Annotated in this window: 11 protein-coding genes; 1 reads left to right on the top strand and 10 read right to left on the bottom strand. The window is 73.4% G+C overall.

The features are described 5' to 3' along the window. Positions 1-105 precede the first annotated feature (105 nt). Genes J1M39_RS00205 through dapA form a run of 5 tightly spaced genes read right to left on the bottom strand, consistent with a single transcriptional unit; the run spans position 106 to position 7,091 of the window. The gene (locus J1M39_RS00205; protein ID WP_165577047.1) at positions 106-627 is read right to left on the bottom strand and encodes a CinA family protein; all 522 of its coding nucleotides are present in this window, start codon (positions 625-627) and stop codon (positions 106-108) included. A 10-nt stretch (positions 628-637) separates the two neighbouring features. Then, positions 638-1,252, bottom strand: a complete 615-nt coding sequence (locus J1M39_RS00200; RefSeq protein ID WP_044658592.1) for a CDP-alcohol phosphatidyltransferase family protein — start codon at positions 1,250-1,252, stop codon at positions 638-640. Then, entirely contained in the window at positions 1,249-4,419 is a 3,171-nt protein-coding gene (locus J1M39_RS00195) for an FtsK/SpoIIIE family DNA translocase (RefSeq protein ID WP_206496345.1), read from the bottom strand. Before J1M39_RS00195 ends, J1M39_RS00200 begins: the two co-directional genes overlap by 4 nt. A gap of 54 nt (positions 4,420-4,473) precedes the next feature. Further along, positions 4,474-6,159 (bottom strand): ribonuclease J, encoded by a 1,686-nt coding sequence (locus J1M39_RS00190; RefSeq protein WP_206496344.1) that lies wholly within the window; start codon positions 6,157-6,159, stop codon positions 4,474-4,476. Positions 6,160-6,173: 14 nt separating this feature from the next. Continuing rightward, a complete protein-coding gene (gene dapA / locus J1M39_RS00185; RefSeq protein ID WP_036384223.1) occupies positions 6,174-7,091 on the bottom strand; it encodes a 4-hydroxy-tetrahydrodipicolinate synthase in 918 nt (305 codons plus the stop codon). 92 nt (positions 7,092-7,183) lie between these two features. On the opposite strand from dapA, the gene J1M39_RS00180 reads away from it, so the two are divergent. Further along, positions 7,184-8,314: a heparan-alpha-glucosaminide N-acetyltransferase domain-containing protein gene (locus J1M39_RS00180; protein ID WP_240739687.1), complete on the top strand. Its 1,131-nt coding sequence runs from the start codon at positions 7,184-7,186 to the stop codon at positions 8,312-8,314. Positions 8,315-8,331: 17 nt separating this feature from the next. Here J1M39_RS00180 and J1M39_RS00175 read toward each other — a convergent pair whose 3' ends face one another. The 5 genes from J1M39_RS00175 to rpsO all read right to left on the bottom strand — a co-directional run bounded on the left by J1M39_RS00175 (position 8,332) and on the right by rpsO (position 13,925). Continuing rightward, positions 8,332-8,850 (bottom strand): hypothetical protein, encoded by a 519-nt coding sequence (locus J1M39_RS00175; protein WP_206496343.1) that lies wholly within the window; start codon positions 8,848-8,850, stop codon positions 8,332-8,334. Next, positions 8,843-9,634 carry a 4-hydroxy-tetrahydrodipicolinate reductase gene (dapB, locus tag J1M39_RS00170; protein WP_129866881.1) on the bottom strand — a complete coding sequence of 264 codons (792 nt, stop codon included), beginning with the start codon at positions 9,632-9,634 and terminating at the stop codon, positions 8,843-8,845. Before dapB ends, J1M39_RS00175 begins: the two co-directional genes overlap by 8 nt. Before the next feature lie 43 nt (positions 9,635-9,677). Then, entirely contained in the window at positions 9,678-11,006 is a 1,329-nt protein-coding gene (locus tag J1M39_RS00165; RefSeq protein WP_376699721.1) for a M16 family metallopeptidase, read from the bottom strand. Between the two features lie 93 nt (positions 11,007-11,099). Beyond that, on the bottom strand, positions 11,100-13,361 hold the full coding sequence (locus J1M39_RS00160) for a polyribonucleotide nucleotidyltransferase (protein WP_129866883.1): 2,262 nt from the start codon (positions 13,359-13,361) through the stop codon (positions 11,100-11,102). 294 nt (positions 13,362-13,655) lie between these two features. Continuing rightward, positions 13,656-13,925: a 30S ribosomal protein S15 gene (rpsO, locus tag J1M39_RS00155; protein WP_017488396.1), complete on the bottom strand. Its 270-nt coding sequence runs from the start codon at positions 13,923-13,925 to the stop codon at positions 13,656-13,658. Positions 13,926-13,952 lie beyond the last annotated feature (27 nt).

Genomic DNA, 13,952 nt, shown 5'->3' with positions numbered 1-13,952 from the left:
GGGTGGGAGGCGATGCGGTCTCCATCGCGCCGAACCTACGCGGCGGGGCGGGCCGGCACCAGGAACGGGGCGCCGAGGCGGGTCGGTCGGCGCCTCCGTGCCGCCTCAGTGGCCGCGGCCGGCGAGCAGGCGCGTCAGGGCCTGCAGCGCCGCGGCGACGGTGGCCTCCCGGATCGCAGCCCGGCCGCCGTCGAGCCGGAGGAGGATTGCGGTGGCTGCGCCGTCGCGCTCGCCGCCGAGCACGTCCAACGCGTTCGCGTCCGCGTCGGGCACGGCCAGGCCGAGCCACACGGTGCCCACCGGCCGGCCCTGGTGGGGCTCGGGCCCGGCGACGCCCGTGGTGGCCACGCCGACGTCGGCGCCCAGGGCCGCGCGGGCGCCGAGGGCCATCCGTCGGGCCACGTCCGCGTCCACCGCCCCGACCCGCGTGAGCAGGTCCTCGGGCACACCCAGCAGGCCGGTCTTCACGGCGTTCTGGTAGGCCACCACGCCACCGTGCAGCACGGCCGACGCCCCGGGGACGTCGGCCAGGCGCGCGGCCAGCAGGCCGGCGGTGAGGGACTCCCCCGTCGCCACCGTGCGGCCCGCGTGCGCGAGCGCGTGCACCACGTCCTGGGCGCCTGCCATGGTCATCGCCTCAGGCCCCCCGCTGGGCGGCGAGGGCGTCCCGCCGCAGGACCCACGCGTCCTTGACGTACTCCAGACCGGTCAGCACCGTCAGCACGGTGGCGGCCCCGATGACCACCCAGCCGGCCCACGGCCACCAGCCGCCCACGACCGGGGCCAAGGGCAGGAGCAGCAGGCCGATGCCCACGGTCTGCAGCACGGTCTTGAGCTTGCCGCCGCGGCCGGCCGGCATCACGCCGTAGCGGATCACCACGAAGCGCATCAGGGTGATGCCCCATTCGCGCACCAGGATCACGATGGTCACCCACCACCACAGCTCCCCCAGCAGGGAGAACAGCACGAGGGCCGTGCCCGTGAGCAGCTTGTCCGCGATGGGGTCCGCGATCTTGCCGAAGTCGGTGATCAACCCGCGGGCGCGGGCGATGTCCCCGTCGAGCTTGTCGGTGTACATGGCCGCCGCGAACAGCGCCAGCGCGAGCCACCGGGCGACGAGCGAGTCGCCGCCCCACGGCCCGCCGACCCACAGCGCCCAGGCGAAGAAGGGCACCATCAGGATGCGCACCGAGGTCAGGATGTTCGGCAGGTTCCAGGCGGACACGCGCTGCGCCCCGCCAGCCGCGCTCATCTGCCCGTCAGCTGCCACGCGTCCTCCGATCCCTCATCATCGTCCTCGTCGTTCCAGTCCACGGCGGCCGGGCGCGAGTCCAGGTCCTCCTGCACCAGGTCGCGCGGAGCGGCCGACGCCGAGGCGTCGCCGTCGCCGGTTCCGGCCGAGGCGTCGCCGTCGCCGGAGGTGGCCGAGGGCGGGGTGTCTCCGGAGATGGTGGCGAGCACGTCCGCGAGGTCGTCGGGCTTGACCAGCACGTCGCGGGCCTTGGAGCCCTCGGAGGGGCCCACGACGCCGCGGGACTCCATGAGGTCCATGAGGCGGCCGGCCTTCGCGAAGCCCACCCGCAGCTTACGCTGCAGCATGGACGTGGAGCCGAACTGCGTGGTGACCACGAGTTCGACGGCCTGCAGGAGCAGGTCCAGGTCGTCGCCGATGTCCTCGTCGATGACCTTCTCGGTCTTCTCGGGGATCACGTCCGCGCGGTACTGGACCTGCATCTGCGACTTCACGTGCTCCACGACGGCGTGGATCTCGGACTCGTTGACCCACGCCCCCTGCACGCGCATGGGCTTGGACTTGCCCATCGGCAGGAACAGGGCGTCGCCCTGGCCGAGCAGCTTCTCCGCGCCGGGCTGGTCCAGGACCACGCGGGAGTCCGTGACCGACGACGTCGCGAACGCCATGCGGGAGGGCACGTTGGCCTTGATCAGGCCCGTGACCACGTCCACGGACGGCCGCTGCGTGGCGAGAACAAGGTGGATGCCGGCCGCACGGGCCAGCTGGGTGATGCGCACGATCGCGTCCTCGACGTCGCGCGGGGCGACCATCATCAGGTCCGCGAGCTCATCCACGATGACCAACAGGTACGGGTATGGGCGCAGCACGCGCTTGGAGTCCGGCGGCAGCTTCACCTGGCCGGCCCGGACGGCCTTGTTGAAGTCGTCCACGTGCTTGTAGCCGAACGCCGCGAGGTCGTCGTAGCGGGTGTCCATCTCCTTGACGACCCACTGCAGCGCCTCGGCCGCCTTCTTCGGGCTCGTGATGATCGGGGTGACCAGGTGGGGCACTCCCTCGTACGCGGTGAGCTCGACGCGCTTGGGGTCCACCATCACCATGCGCACCTCGTCCGGGGTGGAGCGCATGAGGATCGAGGTGATCATCGAGTTCACGAACGAGGACTTGCCGGCGCCGGTGGCGCCCGCCACGAGCATGTGGGGCATCTTCGCCAGGTTGGCCACCACGTAGCCGCCCTCCACGTCCTTGCCGACGCCCATCACCATCGGGTGGTCGGTGCGCTGGGCGGCCTGCGAGCGCAGGACGTCGCCGAGGGCCACGACCTCCTTGTCCGTGTTGGGGATCTCGATGCCGATCGCGCGCTTGCCCGGGATGGGGCTGAGGATCCGGACGTCCGAGGAGGCCACCGCGTACGCGATGTTCTTCTCCAGCGCCGTCACCTTCTCCACCTTGGTGCCGGGGGCGACCTCGACCTCGTAGCGCGTCACCGTCGGCCCGCGGGAGAACCCGGTGACCTGGGCGTCCACCTTGAACTCGGTGAACGTGGTGGTCAGCGCGGCGACGACCCGGTCGTTGGCCTCGGAGCGCTCCTTCGGCTGGGGCCCGGCCGGGAGCAGGGCCGACTGCGGCAGCGTGTAGGACACGTCCCCGCCCAGCTCGGACTGGGTGCCGCGGGCCGGCTCGGCGGTCACCGGCGGCACCGGCGCGGGGGTGCTGGCGGGCACGGCGGAGGACGACGACGGCACGGCGGCCCCGGAGCCCTGACCTGGGGCGTCGTCCAGGGCGAACGGGGTGTCCTCCCCCGCGTCCTCCTCCGGGGCTGCGGCGGCCGGGGCGGCGGCCTCGCGCTGGGCGCGGGCGTGTTCGCGGACCTGCTCGAGGGCACGGTCCGCGGCCGTGGGTCGGCGCACTCCGGCGGGCGGCTGCGGCTCGGCGTCCGCGTCCTCGGGCGCGTCGTCCTCGTCCACCCACGGGTCGAAGTCGTCCGAGGCGTCCCGGCCCGCGTCCCGCGCGTTCGCGGCGGCCTGCTCGGCGTCGAACACGCCCTGCTCCCCGCGAGCGGCCCGCCGCGGGGCGGGTCGGGGCAGGACCCGGGTGGTCTCGGCCTCGGGGGCGGCGTGGGAGCCGGCCTCGGCCTCGTGGATCACCGGGGAGTCGTAGGCGGTGCTGGCGGTGCGCTCCGGGGCGGCGTCGGCGGCCTGATCCTCGCGTGCCCGGCGCCCGCCGAACAGGCGCGCGAACAGGCCGGGGCGGGAGGCCCCGGCGGCGTGGGAGCCGGCGGCCGGTCCGTCCAGGTAGGACTGGTCGTGGCCCGGGTGGGTGCGCCCGGTCTCCGCGTCCACGGAGAGCGGGGTGGCGAGGTCCTCGGCCTCGCGGCGCACCTCACGGGCCCGGCGCCGCTCGTCGCGGCGGGCGGCCCGCTGCTCGGAGGCGCCCTCGGGGTCCTGGCCCGTGAGCCAGTCGTAGCCTCCCGCGATCCGCTGCGGGATCGCACCGACGGGCGTCGCGGTGAGCACGAGCACCGAGAAGAAGGCCAGCAGGATCATGAGGGCCCAGACGGGCACGGGTGTCAGCAGGGAGGCCAGCGGCGCCGTCGCCAGGTAGCCGACCATGCCCCCGGCGCCGAGCATGTCCTCGAAGGCCTCGGCGGCCGAGGGCACACCGCCCACGAGGTGGGCGATGCCGGAGCCGGCGACGGTCGCCGTGAGCAGGCCGATGATGATGCGCCCGTTGGCGCGATGGTCCGTGGCGTGGCGGAAGCAGCGCACGGCCACGACGAGCAGGGCGATCGGCACCAGGAGGGCGAACCACCCGACGGTGCCGCCCACCACCCCGTGCACCACGCGGCCGACGGCGGTGCCGCGCAGGCCCCACCACTCCACGGCCGCGATCAGCGCGGCGAGCAGCAGCAGGAGCAGGCCGGTGCCGTCACGGCGTTCCTCGCGGTCGATGCGCACGTCCGGGCCGAGCTTGCGGAAGCCGGCGCCGACCGGCGTGGCCAGCCCCATCCACAGGGTGTGCAGGGCGCGCAGGGGCGCGGCGGGCCGGTCGGCCTCGGGGACGGTCGCGGTCGACCCCTTCCGTCCGGAGCCTCGGCGTCCGGCGGAGCCGGAGCGGGACGTGGCGGAGGAGGAGGACGAACGCGTGGGGGAAGTACGGGTCGCCATGCCCACCAAACTACCGCGAACCGCGGACACGGCAGGCATGGCGACCCGGAGGGGTCAGGCCTCCAGGACCACCGGGATGATCATCGGGCGGCGGCGCAGCTTGCGGTTGACCCACGTGCCGACGGTCCGGCGGACCACCTGCTGGAGCTGGTGGGCGGTGTGGTCCTTGCTGGACTGCACGGCCTCCTCGAGCGCCCGGACGATCTTCGGCTTGATCTCCTCGAACACCTTCTCGTCCTCGGCGATGCCGCGGGCGTGGACGTCCGGGCCGGACACGATCGCGCCGGTCTGCCGGTTGACCACGGTGATGATCGAGAGGAAGCCCTCCTCGCCCAGGACACGGCGGTCCTTGAGGTCGGAGTCGGAGATCTCGCCCACGGAGGAGCCGTCCACGTACACGTAGCCGCACTCCACCTCGCCGACGACCTTCACGAGGCCGTCGGTCATGTCCACCACGGTGCCGTTGCCGGCGAGGATGACGTTCTCGGCCGGCACGCCGGTCTTCTCCGCGATCCGGCCGTTGGCGATCAGGTGGCGGGTCTCGCCGTGCACCGGCATCACGAACTCGGGCTCGACGATGTTGTAGCAGTACAGCAGCTCGCCCTCGGAGGCGTGGCCGGAGACGTGCACCTTGGCCATGCCCTTGTGCACCACGGTCGCGCCGAGCTTCATGAGCCCGTTGATCACGCGGAACACGGAGTTCTCGTTGCCCGGGATCAGCGAGGAGGCCAGCACGACGAGGTCGCCCTCCGCCAGCTGCACCTGGTGGTCCCCGTTGGCCATGCGGGACAGGGCCGCCATCGGCTCGCCCTGGGAGCCGGTGACCATGAGCACGATCTCGTCGTCGCGGTACTTGTCCACCTTGCGGATGTCCACGAGGATCCCGTTCGGCACGTTGAGGTAGCCGAGCTTCGCCGCGATGGTCATGTTGCGGATCATGGAGCGCCCGCCGAAGGCCACCTTGCGACCGTGCTTGTGGGCGGCGTCGAGGACCTGCTGGACGCGGTGCACGTGGGAGGAGAACGAGGCCACCACGATGCGGCGCTTCGCCGTGGCGAAGTAGCGCTCGAGGGTGGGGCCGATCTCCGCCTCCGTGGTGGTGAACCCCGGGACCTCGGCGTTCGTGGAGTCGGTCATGAACAGGTCCACGCCCTCCTCGCCGAGACGGGCGAAGGCGCGCAGGTCCGTGATGCGGCCGTCGAGCGGCAGCTGGTCCATCTTGAAGTCGCCGGTGTGCAGGATGGTGCCGGCGTCCGTGTGGATGGCGACGGCGAGCGCGTCCGGGATCGAATGGTTCACGGCCACGAACTCGCACTCGAACGGGCCGAACTCGACGATGTCGTCTTCCTTGACCACGCGGGTGCGCGGCTTGATCCGGTGCTCCTCGAGCTTGGCCTCGATCAGGGCGAGGGTCAGCTTGGAGCCGATCACGGGGATGTCGTCGCGCAGGCGCAGCAGGTACGGCACGGCACCGATGTGGTCCTCGTGGCCGTGGGTCAGGACGATGCCGACGACGTCGTCCACGCGGTCCCGGATGTAGTCGAAGTCCGGCAGGATCAGGTCGACGCCGGGCTGGTGCTCCTCGGGGAAGAGGACGCCGCAGTCGACGATGAGGATCTTGCCGTCGATCTCGAAGGTGACCATGTTGCGGCCGACCTCCTCGAGGCCGCCCAGCTGGACGATGCGGCAGGTGCCCCGCTTGAGCTTGGGCGGGGTGGACAGGCGGGTGCCTGCGGTCATGGAACGGGTCCCTTCTAGAAGGTGATGCCGGCCTCCGCGAGGTCGGCTCGGATGACGGAGAGCTCGTCCGGCGTGGCCTGGACGAGGGGCAGCCGCACGGCTGCGGACGGGATGACGCCCTGGGCGGCGAGGACGGCCTTCGCGGCCACCGCGCCCTGGACGTGGGTCATGATGCCGCGCTGGACGGGGTCCAGCGCGAAGTGGTGATCACGGGCACCGGCCAGGTCGCCGGCGTGGACGGCGTCCACGAGCTGGCGGTACAGCTCGGGGGCCGCGTGCGCGGCCACCGAGACGACCCCGACGGCGCCGAGCGCCATGAGCGGCAGGGTCGCGCCGTCGTCGCCGGAGTAGAGGTCGAGGTCTGTGTGCGCCAGGACGGTGGTGGTGGACTGCAGGTCCCCCTTCGCGTCCTTGAGCGCACGGATGTTGGGGTGCTGCGCGAGCGCGATGATCGTCTCGGGCTCGATCGGCATCACGGAGCGGCCCGGGATGTCGTAGAGCATGATCGGCAGGTCCACGCCGTCGGCCACGGCCTCGAAGTGCGCGCGGATGCCGGCCTGGTTGGGCTTGTTGTAGTACGGGGTGACGAGCAGCAGCCCGTCCACGCCCGTCTCGGCCGCGCGGCGGGACAGCTCGAGGGTGTGCGCCGTGTCGTTGGTGCCGGTGCCGGCCACGACCCTGGCGCGGTCCCCCACGGCCTCGACGACGGTGCGGAACATCGCCACGTTCTCGTCGTCCGTGAGCGTGGAGGTCTCGCCGGTGGTGCCGGTGACCACGAGGCCGTCGGCCCCGCGGTCCACCAGGTGCTCGGCCAGCGCGGCGGCCGCCTCGAGGTCCACGGCGCCCTCGTCCGTCATGGGGGTGACCATGGCGGGCACGACCGTGCCGAAGAGCAGCTCGGAGGGGATGACGGCGGAACGGACGGCACTCATGGGCCCCACCCTACCTGCGAGACTGGGGGCCCGCGCCGTCCGTGGCCCCTCCGCGACGCGCGGCGACTCGAGAGGAGCCCGCCCTGCTCGGCATGATCACCGTCCACGTCCTCGACCCGGCGACGGCGGACGGGGCGCCGCACCCGGCGTTCCTGTCCTTCGCCGGACGCGCCTCGGTGCTGTTCGTCCTGCTGGCCGGCGTCGGGCTGGCCCTGTCCACGGGGGGCGCGACGCCGGCCACGGGGGCCCGGCGCGCGACGCTGCGCCGCCGGATCGCCCGACGCGCGGGCCTGCTGTTCGTGCTCGGGCTCGCGTGCGGGACGCTCGGGGTCCCCGTGGCCGTGATCCTGTGCCACTACGCCCTGCTCTTCCTGCTCGCGCTGCCCCTGCTGGGCCTGCGTGCCCGCACCCTGGGGGTGATCGCGGGGGCGTGGCTCGTGCTCGGGCCGGTGCTGGTGTTCGCGGTGGTCGCGGCCGTGCAGGCCGTCGTGGGGCGCCAGGAGTTCTTCGTGGGCGGGCGGCTCTGGCTCTCCCCCGGCCCCGCGGACCTGCTGCGTCCCGGGCTGCTGCTGGCCGATCTGACGCTCACGGGCTACTACCCCGTCCTGTCCTGGGGCGCGTTCCTCGTGCTGGGGCTGGCCCTGGGGCGGCTGCCGCTGGACCGGCCCCGCGTGGCCGCCGGGATCCTCGGCGGCGGGGCCGCGGCGTGGGCGGCGGCCGGCGTCGTCGGTGCGGCGGTGCTGCGGGCTCCGGGCACGGTCGGGCGGGTCGCCGCGGCGATCGGCACGGACCCGGTCGAGACGGCGCTCACGCTGCGCACGGGCGAGCCGCGGCTCGCGCTGCTGATCCCGGATCCGCTGTGGCTCGCCCTGCCGACCCCGCACTCCGGGTCCGTGGTGGCCGCCGTGCTTGCGGCGGGCTGGGCCTGCGCCGTGCTGGGCGCCTGCCTGCTGGCCCGGCCGCTGGTCGGGCACGCCGCGCTGCGCCCGCTCGTGGGTGCGGGGCGCATCCCGCTCACGCTCTACGTGGGGCACCTCGTGGTGCTCGCGCTCGTGGACGCGACCGGACTCGACCCGGCCGACGGGGCACTGCTCGCCGCCCTCGTCGTGCTGAGCCTCGCGGCCGGGCTGGCCGCCGAGCTCAGCGGCCGACGGGGTCCGCTCGAAGCCGTGATGGCCCGGCTCTCCCGGGCGGGTGGGGAACGGGCCGTCGCAGGGCGTTGAGCGAGGCGTGGGCCGCGTCAGCCGGCGCGGTGCAGGCGGACGGCCTCCCGGGCCGCCTCGCGGGCGCGGCGGCGGTCGCCCGAGGCGTCGTAGGCCAGGGCGAGGCGGTAGCGGGCGCGCCAGTCGCGCGGTGCGGCCTCGGCCTCCACGCGGTACAGGTCGAACTGGGCGTCGGCGGCCTCCCGGTCGATCCGGCCGCCGGGCGAGCGCGGCAGGTCGTCCTCCGGCAGCCCGCCCTCGGCCTCGAGCTGGTCGGCCAGGCGTTCGGTCTGGCGCCCGAACCACACCTCGCGGGCCAGGACGGCCACGGTCACCAGCACCACGAGGATGACGCCCACGCCGATCGCCTTGGCCAGCGGCTGCGGGGCGCGCACCAGCGCGACGGACGCGTTGAGGGCGAACCCGGCGAACAGCAGCACGAGCAGGGACACGAAGCCGACCCACACCTTGCTCATCACGGTCGAGCGGCGGGCACGGGCGGCGGGCACGGTCGGGCCCACGGCGCCGTCGTCGGGGATGCGGGAGGGCTCAGCCAAGGTCCAGGTATCCATCCAGTCCGTAGGTCAGACCCGGGCGGGAGGCCACGGTCCGCAGGCCGAGGACGACGCCGGGCATGTAGGCGCCGCGGTCGAATGCGTCGTGCCGGACCACGAGCTGCTCACCCGGCCCGCCCAGCAGCACCTCCTGGTGCGCCTCCAGGCCACGCAGGCGCACCGCGTGCACGTGCACGCCGTGGACGACGGCGCCGCGCGCGCCGTCCGGGTCATGCTCGGTGGCGTCCGGGGAGATGGGCACGCCGGCCGCGTCCCGGGCCGCGCCGATGAGCTCGGCGGTCCGCACGGCCGTGCCCGACGGGGCGTCCACCTTGTCCGGGTGGTGCAGCTCGACGAGCTCGACGGACTCGAAGTACCGCGCCGCCTGCGCGGCGAACGCCGAGGCCAGCACCGAGCCGACCGAGAAGTTCGGGGCGATCAGCACGCCCACCCCCGGGTGCTCAGCCAGCTGCGCCCCGAGGCGCTCGCGGCGCTCGGGCACCCAGCCCGACGTGCCGACCACGGTGTGCAGCCCGTGCTCCACGGCGAAGGCCACGTTCTCAGGCGAGGCGTCCGGCACCGTGAGGTCCAGGACGTGCGTGGCGCCGGCGTCGAGCACCGCGTCCAGGCGGTCCTGCGAGCCGAGCTCGGCCACGAGCTTCAGCCCCTCGGCCGCTCGCACCGCGGGCACCGCGTGGCGGCCCATGCGGCCACGGGCGCCCAGGATCGCGACGCGCGGGACGTCGTCGGGAGCGGACACGGCGGAGGGGGTGCGGGTCTCGGTCATGGCCTCCAGCCTACGCGGCCCGCCCCGGCGGCCGTGGCCGAGGTCAGGCCGGGGCGACGACGACGCGCGCCCGGTCCCCCGCGGCCAGGCGCGCGGCCACGGCCCGGACCTGGCCGGCGTCGACCTCGCGGACCCGGGCGAGGGAGGCCGCCAGGTCCACGTACTCCCCCGTGACCAGCTCGGCCCGTCCCAGCCGGGACATGCGGGCGCCCGTGGACTCCATGCCCAGCACGGTGCCGCCGCAGATCTGCCCGTGGGCGCGCGCGAGCTCCTCCCCGGTGACGTCGGCCTCGGCCATCCGGTCCAGCTCGGCCTCCATCAGCGCGGCCACCTCGTCCACCCGGTCCGGCTGGCAGCCCGCGTACAGGCCCCAGTAGCCGGCGTCGGAGTACCCGGCGGAGAACGAGTAGGTGTTGTAGGCCAGGCCGCGGCGCTCGCGGATCTCCTGGAACAGCCGCGAGGACATGCCCCCGCCCAGGACGGACTGCATGACGCCCAGGGCGAAGCGGTCCGGGTCCGTGGTGGACAGCGAGCGGCCGCCGACGAGGACGTTGGCCTGCTCGACCGCCTTGGTGACGGTGTGCGTGCCGGTCCGCACCCGCGAGGCCGCGGCCCCGGCGGTGTCCACGGCACGGCGCGGGGCGGGCAGGGCTCCCGGGGTGAGCTCCCAGCCCGAGGCGCGCAGGGCGGCGAGGACGAGGCGGCAGACCTCGTCGTGGTCGAGGTGGCCGGCGGCGGTGACGACGAGCTCGTCCGGGCGGTACCAGTGCGTGTAGTGCCCGACCACATGGTCGCGGGTGACGGCCCGGATCGTCTCGGGCGTGCCGCCGATCGGCCGGCCGAGGGGGTGGCCGTCCAGCATGACCTCGGCGAGCTTCTCGTGGGCCACGTCCACGGGGTCGTCCGCGTCCATGGCGAGCTCCTCGAGGATCACGCCGCGCTCGGTCTTGAGCTCGTCCGGGTCGATCAGGGAGGAGGTGAGCATGTCCGTGAGGACCTCCACGGCCATCGGCAGGTCCTCGTCCAGCACGCGGGCGTGGTAGACGGTGGACTCCTTGGCCGTGCCGGCGTTGGACTCCCCGCCCACGCGGTCGAAGGCGGCCGCGATGTCCATCGCGGTGCGCGTGGGCGTGCCCTTGAAGAGCAGGTGCTCGAGGAAGTGCGTGGCGCCGTAGCCCTCGGGCGACTCGTCACGGGACCCCACGGCCACCCAGTAGCCGATGGTCACCGAGCGCTGGTCCGGCATGGCCTCGGTGAGCACGCGGACGCCGCCGGGCAGCACGGAGCGGCGCACCACGGAACCGTTGCCCTCGTCCGCCAGCACGCCGTCGAAGTCCAGGGGGATCTCACGGTGAACACTCATGACGGCCATTCTCGCCCATGCGCGACGACGGCGCCGCACCACTCGCGGGGAGGGTGCGGCGCCGTCGTGGTCACCGGGCCGGGCGTGCCCGGCCGGGGCGGATCACGCCTCGGTCTGCGAGGACTCGATCGCGTCCGCGGTCTCGGCCACGGCGTCGGACTCCGCCACCACCGGGGAGAGGGAGAGCTTGCCGCGGTCGTCGATCTTGGTGATCTCGACCTGGACCTTCTGGCCCACGCCGAGCACGTCCTCGACGTCGTCCACGCGCTTGCCCTCGTTGAGCTTGCGCAGCTCGGAGATGTGCAGCAGGCCGTCCTTGCCCGGGGTGAGCGAGACGAACCCGCCGAACGTGGTCAGCTTCACCACGGTGCCGAGGTAGCGCTCACCGACCTCGGGGACCTGCGGGTTGGCGATCGCGTTCACCGCGGAGCGCGCGGCCTCGGCCGAGGCGCCGTCAGTGGCGCCGATCAGCACGGTGCCGTCGTCCTCGATGGTGATGTCCGCGCCCGTGTCGTCCTGGATCTGGTTGATCATGGCGCCCTTGGGGCCGATGACCGCGCCGATCTTGTCCACCGGGATGCGCACGGAGATGATCCGCGGGGCGGTGGGGGCCATCTCGTCCGGGGCGTCGATGGCGGCGTTCAGCACGGACAGGATGTGCAGGCGCGCCTCGCGGGCCTGCGTCAGGGCGGCGGCCAGCACGGAGGCCGGGATGCCGTCCAGCTTGGTGTCCAGCTGGATCGCGGTGACGAACTCCGCGGTGCCGGCCACCTTGAAGTCCATGTCGCCGAACGCGTCCTCGGCGCCGAGGATGTCGGTCAGGGCCGCGTACTGGGTCTGGCCGTCCACCTCGGCGGAGACCAGGCCCATGGCGATGCCGGCCACGGGCGCACGCAGCGGCACGCCCGCGTTCAGCAGGGACAGGGTGGAGGCGCAGACGGAGCCCATCGACGTCGAGCCGTTGGAGCCGAGGGCCTCGGAGACCTGGCGGATCGCGTAGGGGAACTCCTCGCGGGCCGGCAGCACGGGCACGAGGGCGCGCTCGGCGAGGGCGCCGTGGCCGATCTCGCGGCGCTTCGGGGAGCCCACGCGGCCGGTCTCGCCGGTGGAGTACGGCGGGAAGTTGTAGTGGTGCATGTACCGCTTGGCCGTCTCCGGCGCCAACGAGTCGATCTGCTGCTCCATCTTGAGCATGTTCAGCGTGGTGACGCCCATGATCTGGGTCTCGCCGCGCTCGAAGATGGCGGAGCCGTGCACGCGGGGCAGGACCTCCACCTCCGCGGTCAGCTTGCGGATGTCCGTCAGGCCGCGGCCGTCGATGCGCACCTGGTCGGTGAGGATGCGGCGGCGCACGATCTGCTTGGTGAGGGAGCCGTAGGCCTTGGCGATCTCGCCCTTGCGCTCGGCGAAGTCCTTGCCCTCGCCGGCGAGCTCCTCGAGCACCTCGAGCAGGTAGGCGTCCGAGGCCGACTCGCGCTCCTGCTTGTCGCCGATGGAGAAGATCTCGGTCAGGCGGTCCGTGGCGAGCTTCTCGACGGCGGCGTAGGCGTCGTCCTGGTAGTCCTGGAACACGGGGACGTCCACCGGGTCCTTGCCGGCGCGCTTGACCAGGTCGGCCTGGGCCTCGCACAGGGCGCGGATGAAGGGCTTGGCGGCCTCGAGGCCCTCGGCCACGATCTCCTCGGTGGGCGCCTGCGCGCCGCGCTCCTTGACCAGGGTCCAGGAGTCCGGGGTCGCCTCGGCCTCGACCATCATGATGGCGACGTCGTCGCCCACCACACGGCCGGCCACGGCCATGTTGAACACGGCGCCCTCGAGCTGGGAGTGCTTCGGGAACGCGACCCACTGGCGCGTGCCGGAGCCGTCGTCCATGAGGGCCATGCGCACGCCGCCGATGGGACCGGAGAACGGCAGGCCGGACAGCTGCGTGGACAGGGAGGCGGCGTTGATGGCCACCGTGTCGTAGATCTCGTCCGGGGCGATCGAGGTGACGGTCACGACGACCTGGACCTCGTTGCGGATGCCCTTGACGAACGCCGGGCGCAGCGGGCGGTCGATCAGGCGGCAGGTGAGGATCGCGTCCGTGGACGGGCGGCCCTCGCGGCGGAAGAACGAGCCGGGGATGCGGCCCGCGGCGTACATGCGCTCCTCGACGTCCACGGTCAGCGGGAAGAAGTCGAAGCCCTCGCGGGGCGACTTGCCGACGGTGGTGGCGGACAGCATCGACGTCTCCTCGTCGATGTAGACCATGGCGGCGCCGGCGGCCTGCTGGGCGAGGCGCCCGGTCTCGAAGCGGACGGTGCGCTTGCCGTACGAGCCGTTGTCGATGACGGCCTCGGCGAAGGTGATCTCAGGACCCTCCATGAGGGCCTCCTTTCAGGTGGACGGCGCCGCAGGCGTCCCTGTCCCCCTGGTCTTCGATCGAGGCCCTCGGCGTCCCGCCGTGCGGCGGGGTCCGGGAGCCACTGTCGAGGACCGCGGGCGATGGGCGCGGAACCGTCGGGTGTGTCGATGATGCGGGGATGCGCGCCATGGCGCGCCGGAGTGCCGCAGGCTGCGGCGGTCTCCCCCCGGGACACACTACGTGCGTCCGGGGGCAGACGAAAGGCGGCGCCGGCGCTCGCGGGTCCCCGCGGGCTCCGGCGCCGCCTCCTCAGGTCACTTGCGCAGGCCGAGGCGCTCGATCAGCGCACGGTAGCGCTCGATGTCGACCTTCTGCAGGTAGCCGAGCATGCGACGACGGCGACCCACCAGGGCCATCAGGCCGCGACGGGTGTGGTGGTCGTGCTTGTGCTCCTTGAGGTGCTCGGTCAGGTCCTTGATGCGGCGGGACAGGACCGCGATCTGCACCTCGGGGGAACCGGTGTCGCCCTCGTGGGTGGCGTACTCCTTGATGATCTGCTGCTTGACAGCGGGATCCAGGGCCATGGTGGGCCTCCTTCACTTCGGTACCGC

The organism is Micrococcus sp. KRD077, assembly GCF_017168505.1.
Lineage (GTDB): Bacteria > Actinomycetota > Actinomycetes > Actinomycetales > Micrococcaceae > Micrococcus > Micrococcus luteus.
The sequence above is the reverse complement of the archived record's forward strand: the minus strand, read 5'-3'. Positions and strand labels throughout refer to the sequence as shown.

Excerpts from the sequence above, each read along its gene's own strand:
- J1M39_RS00165 (WP_376699721.1), bottom strand. The coding sequence starts at position 11,006 with ATGGCCGTCATGAGTGTTCACCGTGAGATCCCCCTGGACTTCGACGGC.
- dapA (WP_036384223.1), bottom strand. The coding sequence starts at position 7,091 with ATGAGTGCCGTCCGTTCCGCCGTCATCCCCTCCGAGCTGCTCTTCGGC.
- J1M39_RS00200 (WP_044658592.1), bottom strand. The coding sequence starts at position 1,252 with ATGAGCGCGGCTGGCGGGGCGCAGCGCGTGTCCGCCTGGAACCTGCCG.
- J1M39_RS00190 (WP_206496344.1), bottom strand. The coding sequence starts at position 6,159 with ATGACCGCAGGCACCCGCCTGTCCACCCCGCCCAAGCTCAAGCGGGGC.
- dapB (WP_129866881.1), bottom strand. The coding sequence starts at position 9,634 with ATGACCGAGACCCGCACCCCCTCCGCCGTGTCCGCTCCCGACGACGTC.
- J1M39_RS00180 (WP_240739687.1), top strand. The coding sequence starts at position 7,184 with ATGATCACCGTCCACGTCCTCGACCCGGCGACGGCGGACGGGGCGCCG.
- J1M39_RS00160 (WP_129866883.1), bottom strand. The coding sequence starts at position 13,361 with ATGGAGGGTCCTGAGATCACCTTCGCCGAGGCCGTCATCGACAACGGC.
- J1M39_RS00205 (WP_165577047.1), bottom strand. The coding sequence starts at position 627 with ATGGCAGGCGCCCAGGACGTGGTGCACGCGCTCGCGCACGCGGGCCGC.
- J1M39_RS00195 (WP_206496345.1), bottom strand. The coding sequence starts at position 4,419 with ATGGCGACCCGTACTTCCCCCACGCGTTCGTCCTCCTCCTCCGCCACG.
- rpsO (WP_017488396.1), bottom strand. The coding sequence starts at position 13,925 with ATGGCCCTGGATCCCGCTGTCAAGCAGCAGATCATCAAGGAGTACGCC.